Below are 17,568 nucleotides of genomic sequence, written 5' to 3'. Positions count from 1 at the left end.
CGCACGGAAAATTCGGGCCTAGGCTGGCGATAGGTCGGTGACCAGGTGACCCGTGCCAAGATCCTCTCTTGTTTCTCCCGGGTGTCCTTTGTAACCTCATCGCCAAACATCGGATGCATGCTGGACGCGCGGTCGTGGCCGCGACGTTCGCCCCGCCAGAGTTCTCCCCCGGCCCATCTGGACGATCCGGAGACAGTAATGGATGACCCTAACCGGCGGCCCCTGCCGCGCCGGTGGACGGCCGCCGCGCTGGTGGCCGCGCTGACCGCGTTCGCGCCCGCCTTCTCCACCACCCCCGCCTCCGCCGCCCCCGACAGCAGGTCGGGCAGCGCGGCCTCCGGCGACGACGCGCTCACCCTCTGGTACGACGAACCCGCCGCCGACTGGGAGACCCAGGCGCTGCCGATCGGCAACGGCGCCCTCGGCGGCATGGTCTTCGGCCGGGTCGCGGCCGAGACCGTGCAGTTCAACGAGAAGACGCTCTGGACCGGTGGCCCCGGCTCGGCCGGCGGCTACAACTTCGGCAACTGGACCTCGCCGCGCCCCGGCGCGATCGAGGAGGTGCAGCGCCTGATCAACGAGCGGGGCCGGCTCAGCCCGCAGGAGGTGGCGGACCGGCTCGGCCAGCCGAAGAGCGGCTTCGGGTCGTACAACACCTTCGGGGATCTGTCGCTGCGGCTCACCGAGGACCCGGGCACGGTCAGCGACTACCGCCGCGAGTTGAACATCGGCCGGGCGGTCGCCAAGGTCTCCTACACCGACGACGGGGTGCGCTACACCCGGGAGTACTTCGCCAGTCAACCGGACGACGTGCTGGTGGTGCGGCTCAGCGCCGACCAGCCGGGGAAGATCGGCTTCACCGCCGGGGTGACCGCGCCGAACAACCGGTCGAAGAACGTCACCGCCAGCGGCGGCCGGATCACCTTCGCGGGCACCCTCAACGACAACAAGCTGAAGTACGAGTCGCAGATCCAGGTCACCGCCGACGGCGGCACAGTCACCGACGGCACCGACGGCACGGTCACGGTGGCCGGGGCCGACGCCGCCACCCTGGTGCTGGGCGCCGGCACCGACTACGCGGGCACGTACCCGACGTACCGGGGAGCCGACCCACACGCCCGGGTCACCGCCACCGTCGACGCGGCGGCCCGGAAGTCCTACGCCGCGCTGCTCGCCGCGCACACCGCCGATTACCGGTCGCTGTTCGACCGGGTACGCCTGGACATCGGCCAGGAGATGCCGGCCATCCCCACCGACGAGCTGCTGCGGCAGTACCGGGGCGGGGCGTCGGCGGCGGACCGCGCGCTGGAGGCGCTCTTCTTCTGCTACGGCCGCTACCTGCTGATCGCCTCGTCCCGGCCCGGCTCGCTGCCGGCAAACCTCCAGGGCGTCTGGAACAACGTCACCAACCCGCCCTGGGACGCCGACTACCACGTCAACATCAACCTCCAGATGAACTACTGGCCGGCGGAGACGACGAACCTGTCCGAGACCACCGCCCCGCTCTTCGACTACGTCGACGCGATGGTGCCGCCGGGCAAGGTCACCGCGCAGCAGATCTACGGCAACCGGGGCTGGGTGGTGAACAACGAGACCAACACCTACGGCTTCACCGGCCTGCACAGCTACCCGCAGTCGTTCTGGTTCCCCGAGGCGGGAGCCTGGCTGGCCCAGCACTACTACGAGCACTACCGGTTCACCGGGGACGACAGGTTCCTGCGGCAGCGGGCGTACCCGCTGATGAAGGAGCTGGCGCTCTTCTGGCTGGACGAGCTGGTCGTCGACCCGCGCGACGGCAAGCTGGTGGTCTCGCCGAGCTACTCGCCGGAGAACGGCGACTTCACCGCCGGCGCCTCGATGTCCCAGCAGATCGTCTGGGAGCTCTTCACCAACACCATCGAGGCGGCCGGGATCGTCGGCGGCGACAACGCGTTCCGGCGGGAGCTGCGCGACGCGCGGGCCTTGCTCGACCCGGGCCTGCGGGTCGGCTCCTGGGGGCAACTCCAGGAGTGGAAGGAAGACCTGGACAACCCGAACGACCAGCACCGGCACGTCTCGCACCTGTTCGCCCTGCATCCGGGCGCGCAGATCACCGCGCTGGACGACCCGGCGCTGGCCGCCGCCGCGAAGGTCTCGCTCACCGCACGCGGCGACGGCGGTACGGGCTGGAGCAAGGCGTGGAAAATCAACTTCTGGTCCCGGCTGCTGGACGGGGACCACGCGCACAAGATGCTGACCGAACAGTTGCGACAGAGCACCCTGGCGAACCTCTGGGACACCCACCCGCCGTTCCAGATCGACGGCAACTTCGGCGCGACGGCGGGGATCGCCGAGATGCTGTTGCAGAGCCAGACCGGTGACGTACACGTGTTGCCGGCGCTGCCCAGCGCGTGGCAGAACGGATCGGTCAGCGGTCTGCGGGCCCGGGGCGGGCTGACCGTCGACACGAAGTGGTCGGCCGGAGCCGCCACCGAGATCGCGGTCACCGCCGACAAGGCCGGCGAGGTGACCCTGCGCAGCCCGCTCTTCGCCGGGCCGTACGAGCTGGTCGACGCCCGCACCGGCAAGAGGGTGAACGGAAAGGCGAAGGGTGACCGGCTCACCTTCACCGCCCGCGCCGGTCACCGGTACGTCGCCACCGCCCAGGTCGGTTTCACCATCGACGCACCCGCGACGCTGGAGACCGACCAGGCGGGTACGGTCGCGGTCACCGTTTCCGCGATCGGTGCCGAGAAGGTGCCGCCGTCGCCGTTGAAGCTGGCGCTGCCGGCGGGCTGGCAGGTCCGGCCCGGTCAGGTCCAGGTTCCCCGGCTCTGGCCCGGCGACGCGCAGACCTACCGGTTCACCGTCACGCCGAGCCGGGAGGCGACACCGGGACCGAACCGGATCGAGGCGCGGCTGACCCACGACAAGTGGCGGGCCACGGCGAGCACGTCGATCGCGCTGCCGGTGCCGCCGCCGTGCGCCCGGCCGGCCCCGGGCGTCCCGCTGGTGGCCTGGGACCCGGTCTCCGGCGACACGGTGGCCGACCACTCGCCGAACGGGCGGACCGCGACGGTGCAGACCGGCGGGGCGTACGTCGCGGCCGGGCCGACCGGCAGCGCACTGGTGCTGGACGGCAACCGGTTCCTGCGTACCGCCCCGACCACCCTCGGATATCTGGAGAAGGCGACGTTCGCGGCCGAGGTCAAGGTGACCACCGGCGGCAGCTACCGGCGGCTCTTCGACTTCCAGCCCGGCGGCGACCCCGGCACGGACGGGGTCCTGATCGACCTGACCCCGAGCAACCAGCTCCGGTTCATCGGCTCCGGCACCGGAGTCACCAGCAACGCCACCGTACCCACCGGTCGGTACGTCGACCTGGTGGTCACGATGGACGACGACGGCAACATCGTCGTCTACCTCGACGGCCAGCAGGCCGGTACCGCCAAGGTGCCCGACGGCGGCATCGTCGGCTGCGCCACCCGGGAACTGCGGTTCGGCGCCGACCAGGACGGCGGCCAGCGGCTGACCGGCGAGGTCGACCGGATGGCGATCCTGCCGGAGGTGCTACCGGCCGACCAGGTACGCACCTGGCAGGCCCGCGCCTTCGGCTGATCCGCACGACGTTCCACCCACCCCCTCCGCCGCCCGGCGGGCCGACCCACCTCGGTCGCCCGCCGGGCGGCGCCACGTTCCCGGTCGATCGGGCGGCGGTGATGTGACTACCAGCCATAGTTGACACTTCCGAGCCCGAGTTGGCACCTCAGGCGTGCAATCGCCGGGCCGGCTCGTTGCCGAGCCACGGTTCACGGTGGGCGTCGACGGGTCCACTGCAGGACGCGCTGCCGGGCAAGCTCGGCCCCGGCCACCGCGACGCCGCTGAGCGCCGGCACGGCCACGAGCGCGACGAGGACCAGCCGCCGGGCCGGTATCGACCTGCTGGGGAACATGTCAGACCTCCGGCTGTCCGCCGGCGCGCCGGCTGAGAAAGGCTTCGCGGGCGCGGATCACCCGGCGGCGCACCGGCGGGACCCGTAGCAGCAGGGACGGGACGAACGCCAACAACTGCCCGGACTCCTCGGGGCCACCCGGCAGCAGGAGCGGGTGGAGCGTGACGAGCGCGAGCACGACGTAGACGAGCCGGTGCAGTCGCTTCCAGTCGCTGCCGAACCGGCGCATCGACCACCGGCTGGAGGTGAACGCGAGGGGGACGAGCAGCAGGGTGGCGAGGGTACCCGCGGCGAGGAACGCCTGGCCGGCCACCCCGGCGCGCCAGCCGTCGGTGGACATCGTGGCGGCGAGGACCAGGTCCAGGGTGACGAGGCGAAGGTCCACAATCCGAGGTCCCGCGCCAGGATCTGGTGCCATCGCCAGCCGGTGACCGTGGTGACCGGCGTGATCGCGAACGTCACGGCGAGACTCAGCAACGCGGCGTTTCCGGGTATACCGGCGGCGTTCTGCTTCAGCGTGGCCACGGCGCCGTCGTCGCCGGTGAGCGCAGCGGCCAGCAGCACGCTCACCAGGAGCACCGGGATCAATGGCAGCAGCCGCAGGATGATGAGGGTTGGGCGCGGGAGCCACCTGGGGACGCCGAGCGCCCGTGACCGGCGCGGAGGATCTACTGTCTGGTTGCCGGGTGCGATGCTGGTCACTTGGTCCTCCCCCTGCTCATGAGCCGACGGTGGGTTCCATTTCTTAGGTATCCGTAAGAGCGCGGTCCCAGCGACGCGCAAATCCTGGCCTCAGGTTGATCGGGGACAATGAGCGGCAAAAGCATCGACTGGAAGGGGGCGGGCCGGCGTGCGGATCATGATCGCGGATGATGACGCGGCCATCCGTGAGTCGCTGGAGCGGGTGCTCCAGGTCGAGGGTTACGACACCAGCACCGTCGCCAACGGTCTCGCCGTGCTCGACGTGGTCGGTGGGGCCGGTGGGGCCGGTGGGGCCGGTGGGGCCGGTGGCGACGCGCCGGATCTGCTGATCCTCGACGTGATGATGCCCCGCCTCGGCGGGTTGGAGACCTGCCGGCGGTTGCGGGCGGCGGGTCGGGATCTGCCGGTGCTCATGCTGACCGCCCGGGATCAGGTCTCCGACCGGGTCGCGGGGCTGGACGCGGGCGCCGACGACTATCTGCCCAAGCCGTTCGCCACCGAGGAGTTGCTGGCCCGGGTGCGGGCCCTGCTGCGCCGCCACACGCCGACCGACGGGGAGTCGCAGCTCCTGTCGTTCGCCGACGTCCGGCTCGATCCCGACAGGTTCGAGGCGTGGCGGGGCGGGCGGCCGCTGCACCTGACCCGGACCGAGTTCTCCCTCCTGCAGGTCCTGATGCGCAACGCGACCCGGGTCTTGACCCGAGACGCGCTGTTCGAGGCGATCTGGGGCTTCGACATGAGCACCACCGCCAACAACCTCCAGGTGTACGTGAGCTACCTGCGCCGCAAGCTGGAGGCCGAGGGTGAGCCGCGACTGATCTACACGCTGCGCGGCCTGGGGTACACGTTGCGGGAGACTCCCCCGTGAGCAGGCCCGCCGGCCGGGAACCGCGACGGCTGACCCGATGGTGGCGCCGGCGGTCCCTGCGGACCAGGCTGACGGTGATCGCGGCGACGGCCATCGCGGTCAGCGTGTTCGTGGCCTTGCAGGTGGCCATCGAGCTGCTGGACTCGGAGCTGCAGGACACCGCCGAGGATCAGCTACGCGCCGACTCCCGCGTCCTGGCGACGGACGCGGAGCGCGCCGGTCCGGCGCAGGTCCAACTACCGCCGTACACCGGATCCGGTCGGCTGGTGCGGGTCATCCTGCCCGACGGCTCGACCCGGACGCCGGCCGGCCAACCCGCGCTGCCCCCGGTCAGCGAGCAGGCCGGGCGCGTGGCGCAGGGCGGGTTGGCCGACCTGATGGAGTCGGGCGACGACGACGGCTACCTCATCTACACGCTGCGGGCGGGCGGCGGCGCGGTCCAGGTGGCCCGCAACACCGACGACGACCCGCTCACCCGGTTCGGGTTGGGCATGCTGCTGATCGGGCTGCTCTGTGTGGCCGGGGGCGCCCTTGTCGGGCGGACCGTGGCGCGGACCGGGCTGGCGCCGATCGACCGGCTGACCGCCGCGGCGGTACGCGTCGCGCACACCCGGGATCTCGACGCCGACATCCCGGATGAGGGCGGTGGGGAGATCCGGCGGCTGATCCAGTCGATCAACGACATGCTCGCCGCGCTCCGGGACTCCCGGCGGGCCCAGCGGCTGCTCGCCGAGGACGCCGCCCACGAGCTGAAGACCCCGCTCACCAGCCTGCGCCTCAACGTCGAGCTGCTGATCCGGCTCGATCGGCGCGGCACCCTGGACAGCGCACTGCCGGCGGGGAGCCGGACCCGGCTGCTCAACGATCTCGGCGCCCAGGTGGCCGAGTTGAGCACCCTTGCCGCCGAGTTGACCGACCTGGCGCGCGGTGACGTCAGCGACGAGAGCACCGAGATGCTCGACCTCGCCGACGTGGTGGTGGCCGCCGTGACCCGGGCGCGTTCCCGTGTGCCCGACATCAAGGTCGCGCTCGACGTCACGTCCGTGTGGGTGAGCGGGCGTCCCGCTGCGCTCCAGCGGGCGGTGCTCAACCTCATCGACAACGCCGGCAAGTGGTCTCCCGCGGACCAGCCGGTCCAGGTCCGGCTCGTCGCCGAGGGCGCGTCGGCGGTGCTCGAGGTCGACGACGCCGGGTCGGGCATCGACGCCGCCGACGTGCCGCGGGTGTTCGACCGGTTCTACCGTGCCGACAGCGCCCGGGCGTTGCCGGGATCCGGTCTGGGGCTGTCGATCGTGCAGCGGGTCGTCGACGCCCACGGCGGGCAGGTCACCGTCGCCCGGTCCGCACGCGGTGGCGCGCTGCTTCGGGTCAGCCTTCCGGCCGCTGCCTCGCCCGCTCGGATCACGCGGCCCACCGCAGGGGAGGACACGGTGGTGCGCTGACCCGCCCCGGCGGCGCGGCGCAGGACAAGCGGCCCACCACCGGGCAGGACACCGCGATGCGCCGACCCCAGCCCCGGCGCACGGCGCAGGACCAGAGGGCGGCGGCCGTCGGGCCCATGAAAAGATCCGGGACGGGCCTGGGTCCCGTCCCGGATCTCGTCCGTGCCGCCGCGCTCACCGTTGCAGCGCGGGCTCCTCGTCGTCGGCGAGCGACTGTTGACCGTCGGGCAGCTCCGGAGCTGGACGGGACAGCCGGCTCGGCCACCAGATCCGCCGGCCGATCAGCAGGGTGAGGGCGGGCACCAGGATCGACCGCACCAGCAGGGCGTCGAGCAGCACGCCGAAGGCGACCAGGAACCCGACCTCGATCAGCATCACCAGCGGAAGCGTGGCGAGGACCGCGAACGTGGCCGCCAGGACCAGGCCTGCCGAAGTGATGACGCCACCGGTGGCGGAGAGGGCTTTGAGCATGCCCTCTCTGGTGCCCAGACGCACGGTCTCCTCCCGGGCCCGGCTGACCAGGAAGATGTTGTAGTCGACGCCGAGCGCCACCAGGAACAGGAATGCCAGCAGCGGCACCGAATAGTCGACGCCCTTGAACCCGAGGATCGTGTCGAAGACGAACACGCTGCCGCCGAAGGCCGCCGCGAATGAGACGATCACGGTGGCCATCAGGACCAGCGGGGCCACGATCGCGCGCAGCAGCAGCCCGAGGACGATCAGGACGACGGCGAGCACCAGCGGGATCACCAGCTTCTCGTCGCGGCTGGTGGTCACCTCGGTGTCGAGGTTCTCCGCGCTCGGCCCGCCGACGATCGCCTCCGCCCCGTTCACCGCGCGCACGGCGGTGCGCACCCGCTTGATCGTGTCGTACTCCGCGACGCTGTCCGGCGCGTCGGTCGGGAACACGGAGATGTCGGCCCAGCCTCCGCTGGTCTGACCCGGGATGGCCACTGCCACACCGGGAGTGCGCTTGACGATGTCGAGCACCCGCTCCTGGTACGCCGGCCGCGTGAAGATCGTCATCGGCTGGCCGCCGAGCTCCGGGAAGTGCTGGCGGAGGACGGTGAAGCCGGTGACCGACTCCGGCGCGGACAGGAACTGGTCCTGCTCCCGCAGGGCGCCGGTGTTGCCCGCCAGCCCGATGGCGAGAACGCCCAGGATTCCGAGCGAGCTGAGCGTCGCCACCCACCGGCGGCGGCTGATGGCGGTGCCGAGCCGTCCCCACAGCCCCGGCTTCTCCTGCACGGCCGTGCTGAACCGCGGGATGGCCGGCCAAAAAATCCGCCTGCCGAGCACCACGAGCACCGCCGGGAAGAGCGTCAGCATGGCCACCAGCGCGCACAGGATGCCGGCCGCGCCGATCGGGCCCAACCCGCTGGTGCTGTTCAGGTCGGCGACGAGCAGGCAGAGCAGGCCGGCGATCACGGTGGCCGCGGACGCGACGATGGCCGGCGCCGCGCCGCGTAGCGCGTGGACCATCGCGACCCGGACGTTCTCGTGGTGGTGCAGTGTCTCCCGGTACCGGGCGATGAGCAACAGCGCGTAGTCCGTGCCGACGCCGAACACCAGGATCGTCAGCAGCGCCGAGTTCTGGTCGTTGACCACGATGCCGAAGCCCTTGACGAGCAGGTAGACGGTCGCCATCGCGGTCAGTGCGGCCGCGCCCACGACCACCAGAGGGATCAACCACAACACCGGGCTGCGGTAGGTGAGGATCAGCAGGAGCGTGACGACGACGACGGTGGTGAGGAAGACCTGCAGGTCGATGCCGTCGAAGACGGCGTCCATGTCGCCGTCGACCGCGGCCGGGCCGGTCACGTCGAGTTCCAGGCCGGCGGGGCGGTCCTTCGCGGCGTCACGCAACGGGCCGACGATGGTCTCCGGTGCGCCGTAGGTCGTGCTCACATCGAGGGTGAACATCATCGCCTTGCCGTCCGTGGAGGGCATCGTGGGTGGGCCCTCGCCTTCGTCGCCGCCGGGCGCCGCCGTCGCCTTCGGCGGGTACCGCTTGGCAAGGGTGTTGTAGTGGCGCTCGACCGTCGCACGGTCGGCGTCGGTCAGGCCGCCGGCGCGGCGGTACACGAAGACGAACGTGTTGTCCTCCCCACCCGGGAGACTGTCCTCCAGCACCGCCACCTTGGTGGACTCGGCACTGGCCGGCAGGGTGTCCGCGGCGCTGTCGGTGGTGACCGAGCTCAGCTTCCCGCTCAGCGGCACCATGACCGCCGCCAGCACCAGCCACAAGCCGATCACCAGCCACGGCACCCACCGGCCTGCCAACCGACCGGGCGGCGCTTCCCCGGACGGCGCTGCGTTGACTGACATCAATAGCCTCCTGACGGGTTGCATCGCTTGTCTGAGGCCGACTTCGTACCGAGCGAATCTGAGACGACCGTTAATCCGGTGATCAGGCCGGTTGGCAAGGCCCAGGCGACACAGCCGTCGGACCGGATGAGCAAGGCGGCACGGCTCTCGTGCGGGTGTCCAACGGCGCTCCGGGAGTAGTACCGCGGTACCGCCTCCCTCCCGACGATGACGACCGCGGTACGACGAGACAAGACGGAATCGGTCCTAGCGTTCGGGCTATGAGGAAACCTGACAGTCCACGGTGGAGGTCCGCGGCGGGCGCCATGACGCTGCTGACGGCGTTCGCTGCTGTCGCCGCATGCGGGTCGGACGCGGACAACAGTGCAGCGTCCCCAGCGGCCGGCCCACACAGCGCGCACGCCGACACGTCGTCGGCTCCACCGCAGCCGCTGCGCGCCGGCGAGCGGTTCCTGGACCTGAAGATGGCTGAGGCGTACACGCCCGCGCCGCCGGAGGGCGGCGGCACGGACGAGTACCGGTGCCAGGTGATCGATCCGGGCCTGACCAAGGCGGTGTTCCTGACCGGGACCCAGGTCATGCCGGAGAACGTCGCCATCGCGCACCACGCCATCGTGTACGCGGTGCCGCCGGGCGGCGCTGCCCTGGTGCGCGAGCAGGACGCGAAGACCCCCGGCCTCGGCTGGCAGTGTTTCGGCGGGACCGGCGTGCCCGGCGCCGAGGTAGAAGAAGATGACGCGGCGTGGGTGGACACCTGGGCGCCGGGCGCCACGGAGACGCTACTCACCCAGGACGCCGGCTACAAGCTGGAGCCGGGCAGCCTGCTCATCCTCCAGATGCACTACAACCTGCTCGCGACCGACGGCAAGCCTGCGGGGTCGGACCGCTCGGCGGTGCGGCTGCGGCTGACGGACGGCACGCCGCAGACCCGGGAACTCGTCACGTGGTCGCTCGACGCGCCGACCGACCTGCCCTGCGCCGCCGACGAGTCGGGTCCGCTCTGTGACCGGGCGGCCTCGATCGCGGACGTGACGAAGCGGTTCGGGTCGGATGTCGGCGAAATGGCGGACCGTCAGGTGGAGGAGTGCAACCAGGGCGGCGCGCCGAAGCCCGGTGACACCCAGACCTGCGACCACAAGGTGACGGAGCCGATGACGTTGTTCGCCGGGTTCGGGCACATGCACATGCTCGGGCGGGCCATGAAGGTCGAACTCAACCCGGGCACGCCGAACGCCAAGGTCGTGCTGGACGTGCCGCAGTTCGACTTCGACAACCAGCGGCTGGTGAAGCTGCCGTCGCCGGTGGAGATCGGTCCGGGGGACACGCTGCGGGTGACGTGTACGCACGACGCGGGGCTGCGCAAACGGCTGCCGCAGCTGAGCAAGCTGCCGCCGCGCTACGTGGTGTGGGGCGACGGCACCAGCGACGAGATGTGCATTGGCATCATGACGGTCTCCCCCCGCAAGTCCTGACGAAGCGTCGAACGTGTGTGAGCTCACTGAGGTCAACAAGCCGAAAAACAGCTCTGAGCTCACACACGTCCGCGCTGAACTCACACCCGTGCGGCGTCGTGGCGGTCGGACGGGCGGTGACGTGGGCGGCTGCACGCGGACCCGGCAGCGGAGCGGTCGATCACGCGGAGCGGATCGGCCCCGAGCGGTGCGGCTGGGAACTACGGTCGCGCCCCCGACGGACGCGCGAGATGAAGCGCTAAATCGGCCGGGTGAGTCTCAGGTCGTAGGCGAGGATGACGGCCTGGATCCGGTCTCGTGCGCCGATCTTGGCGAGGACCCGCCCGACGTGGGTCTTCACCGTCGACTCCGACAGCGTGAACCGTTGCGCGATCTCGCCGTTGGTCAGGCCGTGGCCGATGGCGACGAGGATCTCGCGCTCGCGTCCGGTCAGGGAGTCCAGCCGGGGATCCTCCCGCACGGTCCCGTAGAGGTCATCCTCGAGCCGGTCGGCGAACGCGTCGAGCAGCCGCCGAGTCAGCGCCGGCGCGATCACCGCGTCCCCGGCGGCGACGGCCCGGATGCCGGCGAGCAGCTCCTCCGGGCGGGTGTCCTTGAGCAGGAAACCGCTCGCCCCGGCCCGCAGTGCGGCGAGCGCGTACCGGTCCACGTCGAACGTCGTCAGCACCAGGATCCGCGAACGCCCACCGGCGGCGACGATGCGCCGGGTGGCCTCGATCCCGTCGACGCCCGGCATGCGGATGTCCATCAGCACCACGTCGGGATGCAGCTCGGTGATCCGCCGAACGGCGTCGGCGCCGTTCTCGGCCTCGCCGACGATCTCGGTGTCGGGGGTGCTCTCCAGCAGCATTCGGAACCCGAAGCGCTGCAGCGGCTGGTCGTCGACCACGAGCACAGTGATCATGAATGGCTGCCTTTCCGGGTCGCGTGGACGGTCCAGCCGCCGTCCGGTGCGGGGCCGGCGCTGACCGTGCCGCCGTAGAGCACGGCGCGTTCGGCCATGCCGGCGAGGCCGAGACCCGCGTCGCCCGGCGATGCCTACTTCATACCGAGCGAACCTGAGACGACTGTTAAAACGGCGCTCAGGCCGGTTGCCGCCGGCGCGTGCTTCGCGGCGGTCGAGCGGTGGCAGACCCGCTACCTTCCGGTCTTCGCGGTCTGGGCCTGGGCCGTGGTGCTCGCCTTCCCGCCGCTCTTCGGCTACATCTGATTCCAAATCTCGACACGATCCAGGGCTTCCGGCTGGACCCGACGCTTGGAGCGGCCCGGGATCATGTCCAGCAGCCTCGCTGGACCCGTACCGGCACGCACCGGCGTGAGGTCAATGATCACGGTGACGTACTGTCCCCGCGGCGGGTGTGGCGCCACACTGCCGCGCGGGTCTCGCGTGATGCATGAGGCCGAGATCCGACGGGTTTCGGTGTCCTGTCGGATGGCCTTGACGCCTGAGCATCAGCCTCATGTCGGCGTACGAGTTCGGATACCCAGATAGGTACGCGTGAACGTGCCCAGGTGGTTATCGTCCGATGACCTTCAGTCCGTTACTGTCCGCGTTGGCGAGGTCCCCACCACGGCAGGAGCGGCGGAAGCTCGGCAAGCGGCCGGCGCGGCGGTTTCGGCGGTTGTGTCTCGCCGTCGTCGCCATCCCATCGCCGTCCGTACTGATCGGGCAGGTCACCCCAGCCGAAGTACGGCGTCGGCTCAGCAGGCAGGAGGCCGAGCGTCTCCAGCGGGTCGATGCGGGACTCGGCGACTGTGCACAGGTGTGCCCAGTCGGCACCGAAGTCGAACACGTACGCGAACTGCTCACCGCCGCCCAGCCGGCTCAGCTTGGCCCTGACGCTGTCGATGCTGCCCTCGGGGGCCTCGCCGTCCCACAGTTCAAGCGGCGTGATCTGGGTCTGGCCGGCCATCGTGAACATGTGCATGTGGGCGAGGTCCCAGCGGGCGAACGCCAGGTCGATCGCGTCAGCGAATTGGGCGAAGGTATGCGACCGGCTCGCGGCGAAGATTCTGCCGGGTCGAGGCCACAGGTCGAAACCACGACCGGAGACCAGCTCGACCCGTACGGACAGCCAGGTACGCGCCACCGCTCACCCTCCCCGCCGAGAACCGCCGTTACCGCCTCCGAAGGCTACGTAACGTCACCGACACCGCGCCATGCGAGGCCAGCGGTTGGGTACGGTCAGCCGTACCTACCTGGGCACCCCAAGTCGTACGCCGACACCTCATGGCTGTTGACCCTGCTGCGCTGCACGGTGATCATCAGGTGATGTTCGCGGCATTGCCGGCGGATGGCACGACGATAAGCAACCCGAACCTGCAGCGTCGGCTCGGCTGGGACTCCGACCGCTACTTCCGGGCACGTGACGGGCTGGTCGACATGGGCCTGGTCGTGCGGGGTCGCGGCCGTGGGGGTGTGGTCCGCCGACTGCTGCCCGACCAACCGGCACCAAGGTCCAGCATCGCCCGCGTAGAGGCCGCGTCGAACGGTAGTGCACATCTCGTCCCAGCCACAGCACCGCGAGCACAGACCGAGACCGCTACGCGTCGTCGGCGGGACCGACTGTCCGCCCGGGCTGGACGTTCCGAGTGCTGCGACTGGCACTCCTACATCGGAGCAGATCAATGACAATGACGCCCGGCCGACACGCGGACCTATCCAGTGCCAAGAATCTCTCGGAGTCAATGCCAACCACCGCCGGTGCCGCATCGGAAACCGGAGGCTGACGAATCGTCGCGGTGCCAACTACTGCTGGGAGTCACAGGTGATCGGTAATAGCGGTCAGAATCTGGCCGCTATGGGTCGTAGCGTCAAGGTAGCCAACGCGGCGAGGCGACTTCCGATCGAAGGGTGATGACCATGGCGACGACGACCTCCGAGAAGACCGTGACCGGCGAGCGGGCGGATCTGCTGGAGTCGCTGGGCAACGCGCGGTTCTTCCTGCGCCTCACCGCGCGCGGGCTCGACGACGAGCAGGCGGCCACCCGCAGCACGGCCAGTGAGCTCTGCGTGGGCGGGCTGATCAAGCACGTCACGGCGATGGAGCGCCAGTGGGCCCGGTTCATCGTCGAGGGGACCTCGGCGATGCCGGCCGGCGACGATCCCGGCGCGTACGAGGCGCACGCGGCCGGGTTCCGCATGCTGCCCGGTGAGACTCTGGCCGCGCTGCTGGAGGCGTACGAGGAGGTCGCGAAGCGCACGGACGAGCTGGTGCGTACGCTGCCCGACCTCGACGCCGGGCACGAACTGCCGCCCGCGCCGTGGTTCCAGCCGGGTGCGCGGTGGAGCGCACGGCGGGCACTCCAGCACATCGTCGCCGAGACGGCGCAGCACGCCGGGCACGCCGACATCATCCGAGAGACCCTCGACGGGTCCAAGTCGATGGGCTAACCGGTCGATGGGCCGACCGGCCCGGCGCCGGATCCACATCGTCCGGCGAGTCGCTGACGGCGGTTGGCTGGTCAGCGACGTGAGCGACCCCTGGTCCTGGTGTGGGTGTCATATCGTCTCCGGTTGGGCACCGATCACGGAGGTCGACGGGTTGATGCGGTTTCGGGTGCTGGGCCGGGTGGTGGCGTTCGGCGAGCGCGGCCAGGTCCCGCTCGGCCCTGCCCGCCAGCGGACCGTGCTGGCGGCGTTGCTGGTCGAGCCCGGCAGCCTGGTCTCCCTCGATGCGCTGGTGGACCGGGTGTGGGGTCCGGCGCAGCCGTCGCGTGCCCGGCAGACATTGCATACCTACCTGTCCCGGCTCCGAGGCGTGCTCGGCGACGCGGGCGGGCCGGTGCCGGCCCGGCGGTCCAGCGCCTACACCCTGGAGGTGGACGAGTCGGCGGTGGACCTGCACCACTTCCGGGCGCTGGTCAGGCGGGCCAGACAGGTGGCCGACGACGACCATGCGGCGCCCCTGTGGCACGGGGCGATGGCGTTGTGGCAGGGCAGGCCGTTCGCGGACCTGGACAGTGACTGGTTGCGGATGGTCACGGTCGGGCTGGAGGCGGAGCGGCTGGCGGCTGTCCTGGACCGCAACGATGTGCTGCTGCGCCGCGGCGAGCATGCCCACCTGTTGCCCGAGCTGACTACGGCTGCGGGTGCGTATCCACTGGACGAGCGGCTCGCCGGACAGCTGATTCTCGCGCTGTACCGCTGCGGTCGGCAGGCCGACGCGCTGGCGCAGTACCGGCTGATGCGCGACCGGTTGGTCGACGAGTTGGGCAGCGATCCCGGGCCGACGCTGCGGGAGCTGCACCAGCGGATCCTGCGGCATGACCCGGAACTTGCCGCGACCGCCACCATCGGGACACCTGACCGGACCGCGGCGCCGGTCGAGACCCTGACCGCCCCGCCGGGGAGCCCGGGTGAGCGCCCGGCGGGGCGGCCGGGCGCTGCCGTGGGCCTGGCGCACCGGCCGGCGCAGCTTCCCGCCGACGTGGCCGGTTTCACCGGCCGCGCCACCGACCTGCGACGCCTCGACGAGCTGCTGGGCCACCCCATCGACGACCGGGCCCCGCAGGCGGTGGTGGTCACGGCCATCGGCGGCACCGCCGGAGTCGGCAAGACCGCGCTGGCAGTGCATTGGGCCCATCGGGTGGCCGATCGGTTCCCGGACGGCCAGTTGTACGTTAACCTGCGCGGCTATGACCCGGATCAGCCGATGTCTCCCGCTGATGCGTTGGCGAGGTTCCTCACCGCGCTCGGGGTGACCGGGCAGGACATTCCACTGGACCCGGACGAGCGGGCCGCCCGGTACCGCAGCGAGGTGGCCGGGCGGCGGATACTGATCGTGCTGGACAACGCCGCCAACGTGGCGCAGGTGCGTCCGTTGCTGCCCGGCACCGGTTCCTGCCTGGTGGTGGTGACCAGCCGGGACAGCCTGGCGGGGCTGGTCGCCGTGGACGGCGCGCACCGCCTCGATCTGGACCTGCTCGCGCCCGCCGAGGCGGTCGGTCTGCTGTGCCGGTTGATCGGCGCCCGGGTCGACGCCGAGCCGGAGGCCGCCGCGACGTTGGCCGAGCAGTGCGCCCGGCTGCCGCTGGCGTTACGGGTGGCGGCCGAGCTGGTGGTGGCCCGGCCGGACAGCACGCTCGCCGAGTTGGTGACGGAGCTGGCCGACCGGCAGGCCCGGCTGGAGTTGCTCGATGCCGGCAGCGACCCGTACGCCGCCGTACGGGAGGTCTTCTCCTGGTCGATCCAGCAGGTACCCCTGGATGCCGCACGTACGTTCCGGCTGCTGGGCCTGCATCCCGGCCCCGACCTGGACCCGTACGCGGTCGCGGCGCTGACCGACGCCGGCCTCGACCAGGCGCGTCGGACCCTGACGTTGCTCGCCCGCGCCCACCTGGTGCACCGGGTCGGTCGTGGCCGGTACGGCATGCACGACCTACTGCGCGCGTACGCCGCCCACCTCGCGACCAGCGAAGAAACCGCCCAGCAGCGCCTGGCCGCCCAGCAGCGGCTCTTCGACTACTACCAGGCGGCCACGGTGTCCGCGACGAACACCCTCTATCCCGCCAACGCGAGCCACATGCCCGAGGTCATCGCATCAGTCACCCCCGTTCCGGAGTTCGCCGATCCGGATGGCGCCTACGCCTGGTTGGAGGACGAACGGTTCTGTCTGGTGGCGGCGGCGGCGCACACCGCGTCGCAGGGCAACTCCAGCTACCCGGTCCGGCTGGCCCGGATCCTGGAGCGCTACCTGGATGCCGGCTACCCCACCGATGCGCTGGTCATCAACGGCCACGCCCACCGCGCCGCCGAGCAGGCGGGCGACCTCGTCGGGCAAGCCCACACGCTGCGTCAGCTCGGCAACGCCTACAACCGGATGTGTCGGCACGACGAAGCCGTCGATCATCTGCAGCGGGCGCTGACCCGTTTCACGCAGGCAGGCGACCGCGTCGGTGAGGCCCTCGCGCTGTCCGGCCTTGGCATTGCCGTCCACCGCCTCGGCGACCACGAGCACGCGATCGACAACTTCGGGCGCAGTATCGAGCTGTTCCGCCAGGCCGGAGACCGGCTCGGTGAGGCCAAGGGGCTCACCAACCTCGGCAATGTCGAGAACCGGCTGGGCCGGGGCGAGGACGCCGCGCACTACCACCGACAGGCCCTGGTCATCTTCCGGGAGGTCGGGGCCAGCTTCTACGAAGCGACCACGCTGAACAACCTCGCCAACGCCGAGCTGCGGCTGGGCCGCTACGCACTGGCCGCTGACCACCTGCGGCAGTCCCTGACGCTTCTCGAACAGCTCGGCAGCCCGAGGGCCGAGGCCCATATCCGGGACACGCTCGGCAACGTCCACCTCCGTCAGGGAGAGTGGGAACAGGCCGTCGCATGCTTCCGGCAGGCACTCACCATCTGCCGCCGGATCGGCGACTGGTACGGCAAGGTATGGGCGTTCAACGGCCTCGGCGATGCCGCCCAGCTCGCCGGACGCCCGGCGGAGGCCCTGGGCCACTACACCGAGGCGCTCGCCATCGCCGCCGACACCGGCAACCGGTACCAACAGGCCCGCGTCCACACCGGTCTCGGCGACGCCCACCGGGTGCTGGGTAACCCCGATCTGGCCCGGATCCACTACGAACAGGCCCACGCCACCTACACCGAGCTCGGCGTGCCCGAGGCCGAGGATGTCCGCGCCCGTCTCGCCGCACTCACCGGCAATTGCGAGGAATCCGTCATCGGCGCATCCGACCTCGACGCACCTCCGGGTCGATCCTCAGCCAAGCGTCGCCATGGAGCCTGAGCGCCCTACTCGGCAAGTCTTCGTAGCGGTCGTCACGGCGGCTGACCGGGCATCCACCGATCGGTTGATCGGCGGACCCATCGC

At 70.9% G+C, this 17,568-nt stretch carries 11 protein-coding genes and 1 pseudogene; 6 read left to right on the top strand and 6 right to left on the bottom strand.

Features of this window, described 5'->3' with window-relative positions:
• Positions 1-198: 198 nt before the first annotated feature.
• Positions 199-3,597, top strand: coding sequence for a glycosyl hydrolase family 95 catalytic domain-containing protein (locus tag ACQEVC_RS26485; protein WP_432882468.1), 3,399 nt, complete (start codon positions 199-201; stop codon positions 3,595-3,597).
• Between the two features lie 191 nt (positions 3,598-3,788).
• On the opposite strand, the gene ACQEVC_RS26480 is transcribed toward ACQEVC_RS26485, so the two are convergent.
• Both ACQEVC_RS26480 and ACQEVC_RS26475 read right to left on the bottom strand, forming a co-directional pair.
• Positions 3,789-3,932 (bottom strand): hypothetical protein, encoded by a 144-nt coding sequence (locus ACQEVC_RS26480; RefSeq protein ID WP_432882466.1) that lies wholly within the window; start codon positions 3,930-3,932, stop codon positions 3,789-3,791.
• Between the two features lies 1 nt (position 3,933).
• A complete protein-coding gene (locus tag ACQEVC_RS26475; RefSeq protein WP_432882463.1) occupies positions 3,934-4,317 on the bottom strand; it encodes a ferric reductase-like transmembrane domain-containing protein in 384 nt (127 codons plus the stop codon).
• A gap of 474 nt (positions 4,318-4,791) precedes the next feature.
• Between ACQEVC_RS26475 and ACQEVC_RS26470 the strand changes: the two genes are divergently transcribed.
• Positions 4,792-5,502, top strand: a complete 711-nt coding sequence (locus tag ACQEVC_RS26470; RefSeq protein ID WP_432882461.1) for a response regulator transcription factor — start codon at positions 4,792-4,794, stop codon at positions 5,500-5,502.
• A complete protein-coding gene (locus ACQEVC_RS26465) occupies positions 5,499-6,944 on the top strand; it encodes a HAMP domain-containing sensor histidine kinase (protein WP_432882459.1) in 1,446 nt (481 codons plus the stop codon). Before ACQEVC_RS26470 ends, ACQEVC_RS26465 begins: the two co-directional genes overlap by 4 nt.
• 174 nt (positions 6,945-7,118) lie before the next feature.
• On the opposite strand, the gene ACQEVC_RS26460 is transcribed toward ACQEVC_RS26465, so the two are convergent.
• Positions 7,119-9,272: an MMPL family transporter gene (locus ACQEVC_RS26460; protein ID WP_432882456.1), complete on the bottom strand. Its 2,154-nt coding sequence runs from the start codon at positions 9,270-9,272 to the stop codon at positions 7,119-7,121.
• A gap of 305 nt (positions 9,273-9,577) precedes the next feature.
• On the opposite strand from ACQEVC_RS26460, the gene ACQEVC_RS26455 reads away from it, so the two are divergent.
• Complete coding sequence (locus ACQEVC_RS26455; RefSeq protein WP_432882454.1) at positions 9,578-10,744, top strand: monooxygenase; 1,167 nt, start codon at positions 9,578-9,580, stop codon at positions 10,742-10,744.
• A gap of 238 nt (positions 10,745-10,982) precedes the next feature.
• Here ACQEVC_RS26455 and ACQEVC_RS26450 read toward each other — a convergent pair whose 3' ends face one another.
• The 3 genes and pseudogenes from ACQEVC_RS26450 to ACQEVC_RS26440 all read right to left on the bottom strand — a co-directional run bounded on the left by ACQEVC_RS26450 (position 10,983) and on the right by ACQEVC_RS26440 (position 12,834).
• The gene (locus ACQEVC_RS26450) at positions 10,983-11,648 is read right to left on the bottom strand and encodes a response regulator (RefSeq protein WP_432882452.1); all 666 of its coding nucleotides are present in this window, start codon (positions 11,646-11,648) and stop codon (positions 10,983-10,985) included.
• Between the two features lie 308 nt (positions 11,649-11,956).
• A pseudogene (locus ACQEVC_RS26445) lies at positions 11,957-12,114 on the bottom strand (ISL3 family transposase); the annotation flags it as partial.
• A gap of 171 nt (positions 12,115-12,285) precedes the next feature.
• Complete coding sequence (locus ACQEVC_RS26440) at positions 12,286-12,834, bottom strand: IS1096 element passenger TnpR family protein (RefSeq protein WP_432882449.1); 549 nt, start codon at positions 12,832-12,834, stop codon at positions 12,286-12,288.
• 773 nt (positions 12,835-13,607) lie between these two features.
• Here ACQEVC_RS26440 and ACQEVC_RS26435 point away from each other — a divergent pair.
• Entirely contained in the window at positions 13,608-14,138 is a 531-nt protein-coding gene (locus tag ACQEVC_RS26435) for a DinB family protein (protein ID WP_432882446.1), read from the top strand.
• A 154-nt stretch (positions 14,139-14,292) separates the two neighbouring features.
• Complete coding sequence (locus tag ACQEVC_RS26430) at positions 14,293-17,484, top strand: AfsR/SARP family transcriptional regulator (protein WP_432882444.1); 3,192 nt, start codon at positions 14,293-14,295, stop codon at positions 17,482-17,484.
• The last annotated feature ends 84 nt before the right edge of the window (positions 17,485-17,568 follow it).

Source organism: Plantactinospora sp. CA-294935 (genome assembly GCF_050936445.1).
In the GTDB taxonomy this organism is placed as follows: domain Bacteria; phylum Actinomycetota; class Actinomycetes; order Mycobacteriales; family Micromonosporaceae; genus Plantactinospora.
Note: the sequence above shows the minus strand (reverse complement) of the source record. Positions and strands in the feature narration are given on the sequence as shown.

Excerpts from the sequence above, each read along its gene's own strand:
- ACQEVC_RS26485 (WP_432882468.1), top strand. The coding sequence starts at position 199 with ATGGATGACCCTAACCGGCGGCCCCTGCCGCGCCGGTGGACGGCCGCC.
- ACQEVC_RS26480 (WP_432882466.1), bottom strand. The coding sequence starts at position 3,932 with ATGTTCCCCAGCAGGTCGATACCGGCCCGGCGGCTGGTCCTCGTCGCG.
- ACQEVC_RS26470 (WP_432882461.1), top strand. The coding sequence starts at position 4,792 with ATGATCGCGGATGATGACGCGGCCATCCGTGAGTCGCTGGAGCGGGTG.
- ACQEVC_RS26460 (WP_432882456.1), bottom strand. The coding sequence starts at position 9,272 with ATGTCAGTCAACGCAGCGCCGTCCGGGGAAGCGCCGCCCGGTCGGTTG.
- ACQEVC_RS26455 (WP_432882454.1), top strand. The coding sequence starts at position 9,578 with ATGACGCTGCTGACGGCGTTCGCTGCTGTCGCCGCATGCGGGTCGGAC.
- ACQEVC_RS26450 (WP_432882452.1), bottom strand. The coding sequence starts at position 11,648 with ATGATCACTGTGCTCGTGGTCGACGACCAGCCGCTGCAGCGCTTCGGG.
- ACQEVC_RS26435 (WP_432882446.1), top strand. The coding sequence starts at position 13,608 with ATGGCGACGACGACCTCCGAGAAGACCGTGACCGGCGAGCGGGCGGAT.
- ACQEVC_RS26430 (WP_432882444.1), top strand. The coding sequence starts at position 14,293 with ATGCGGTTTCGGGTGCTGGGCCGGGTGGTGGCGTTCGGCGAGCGCGGC.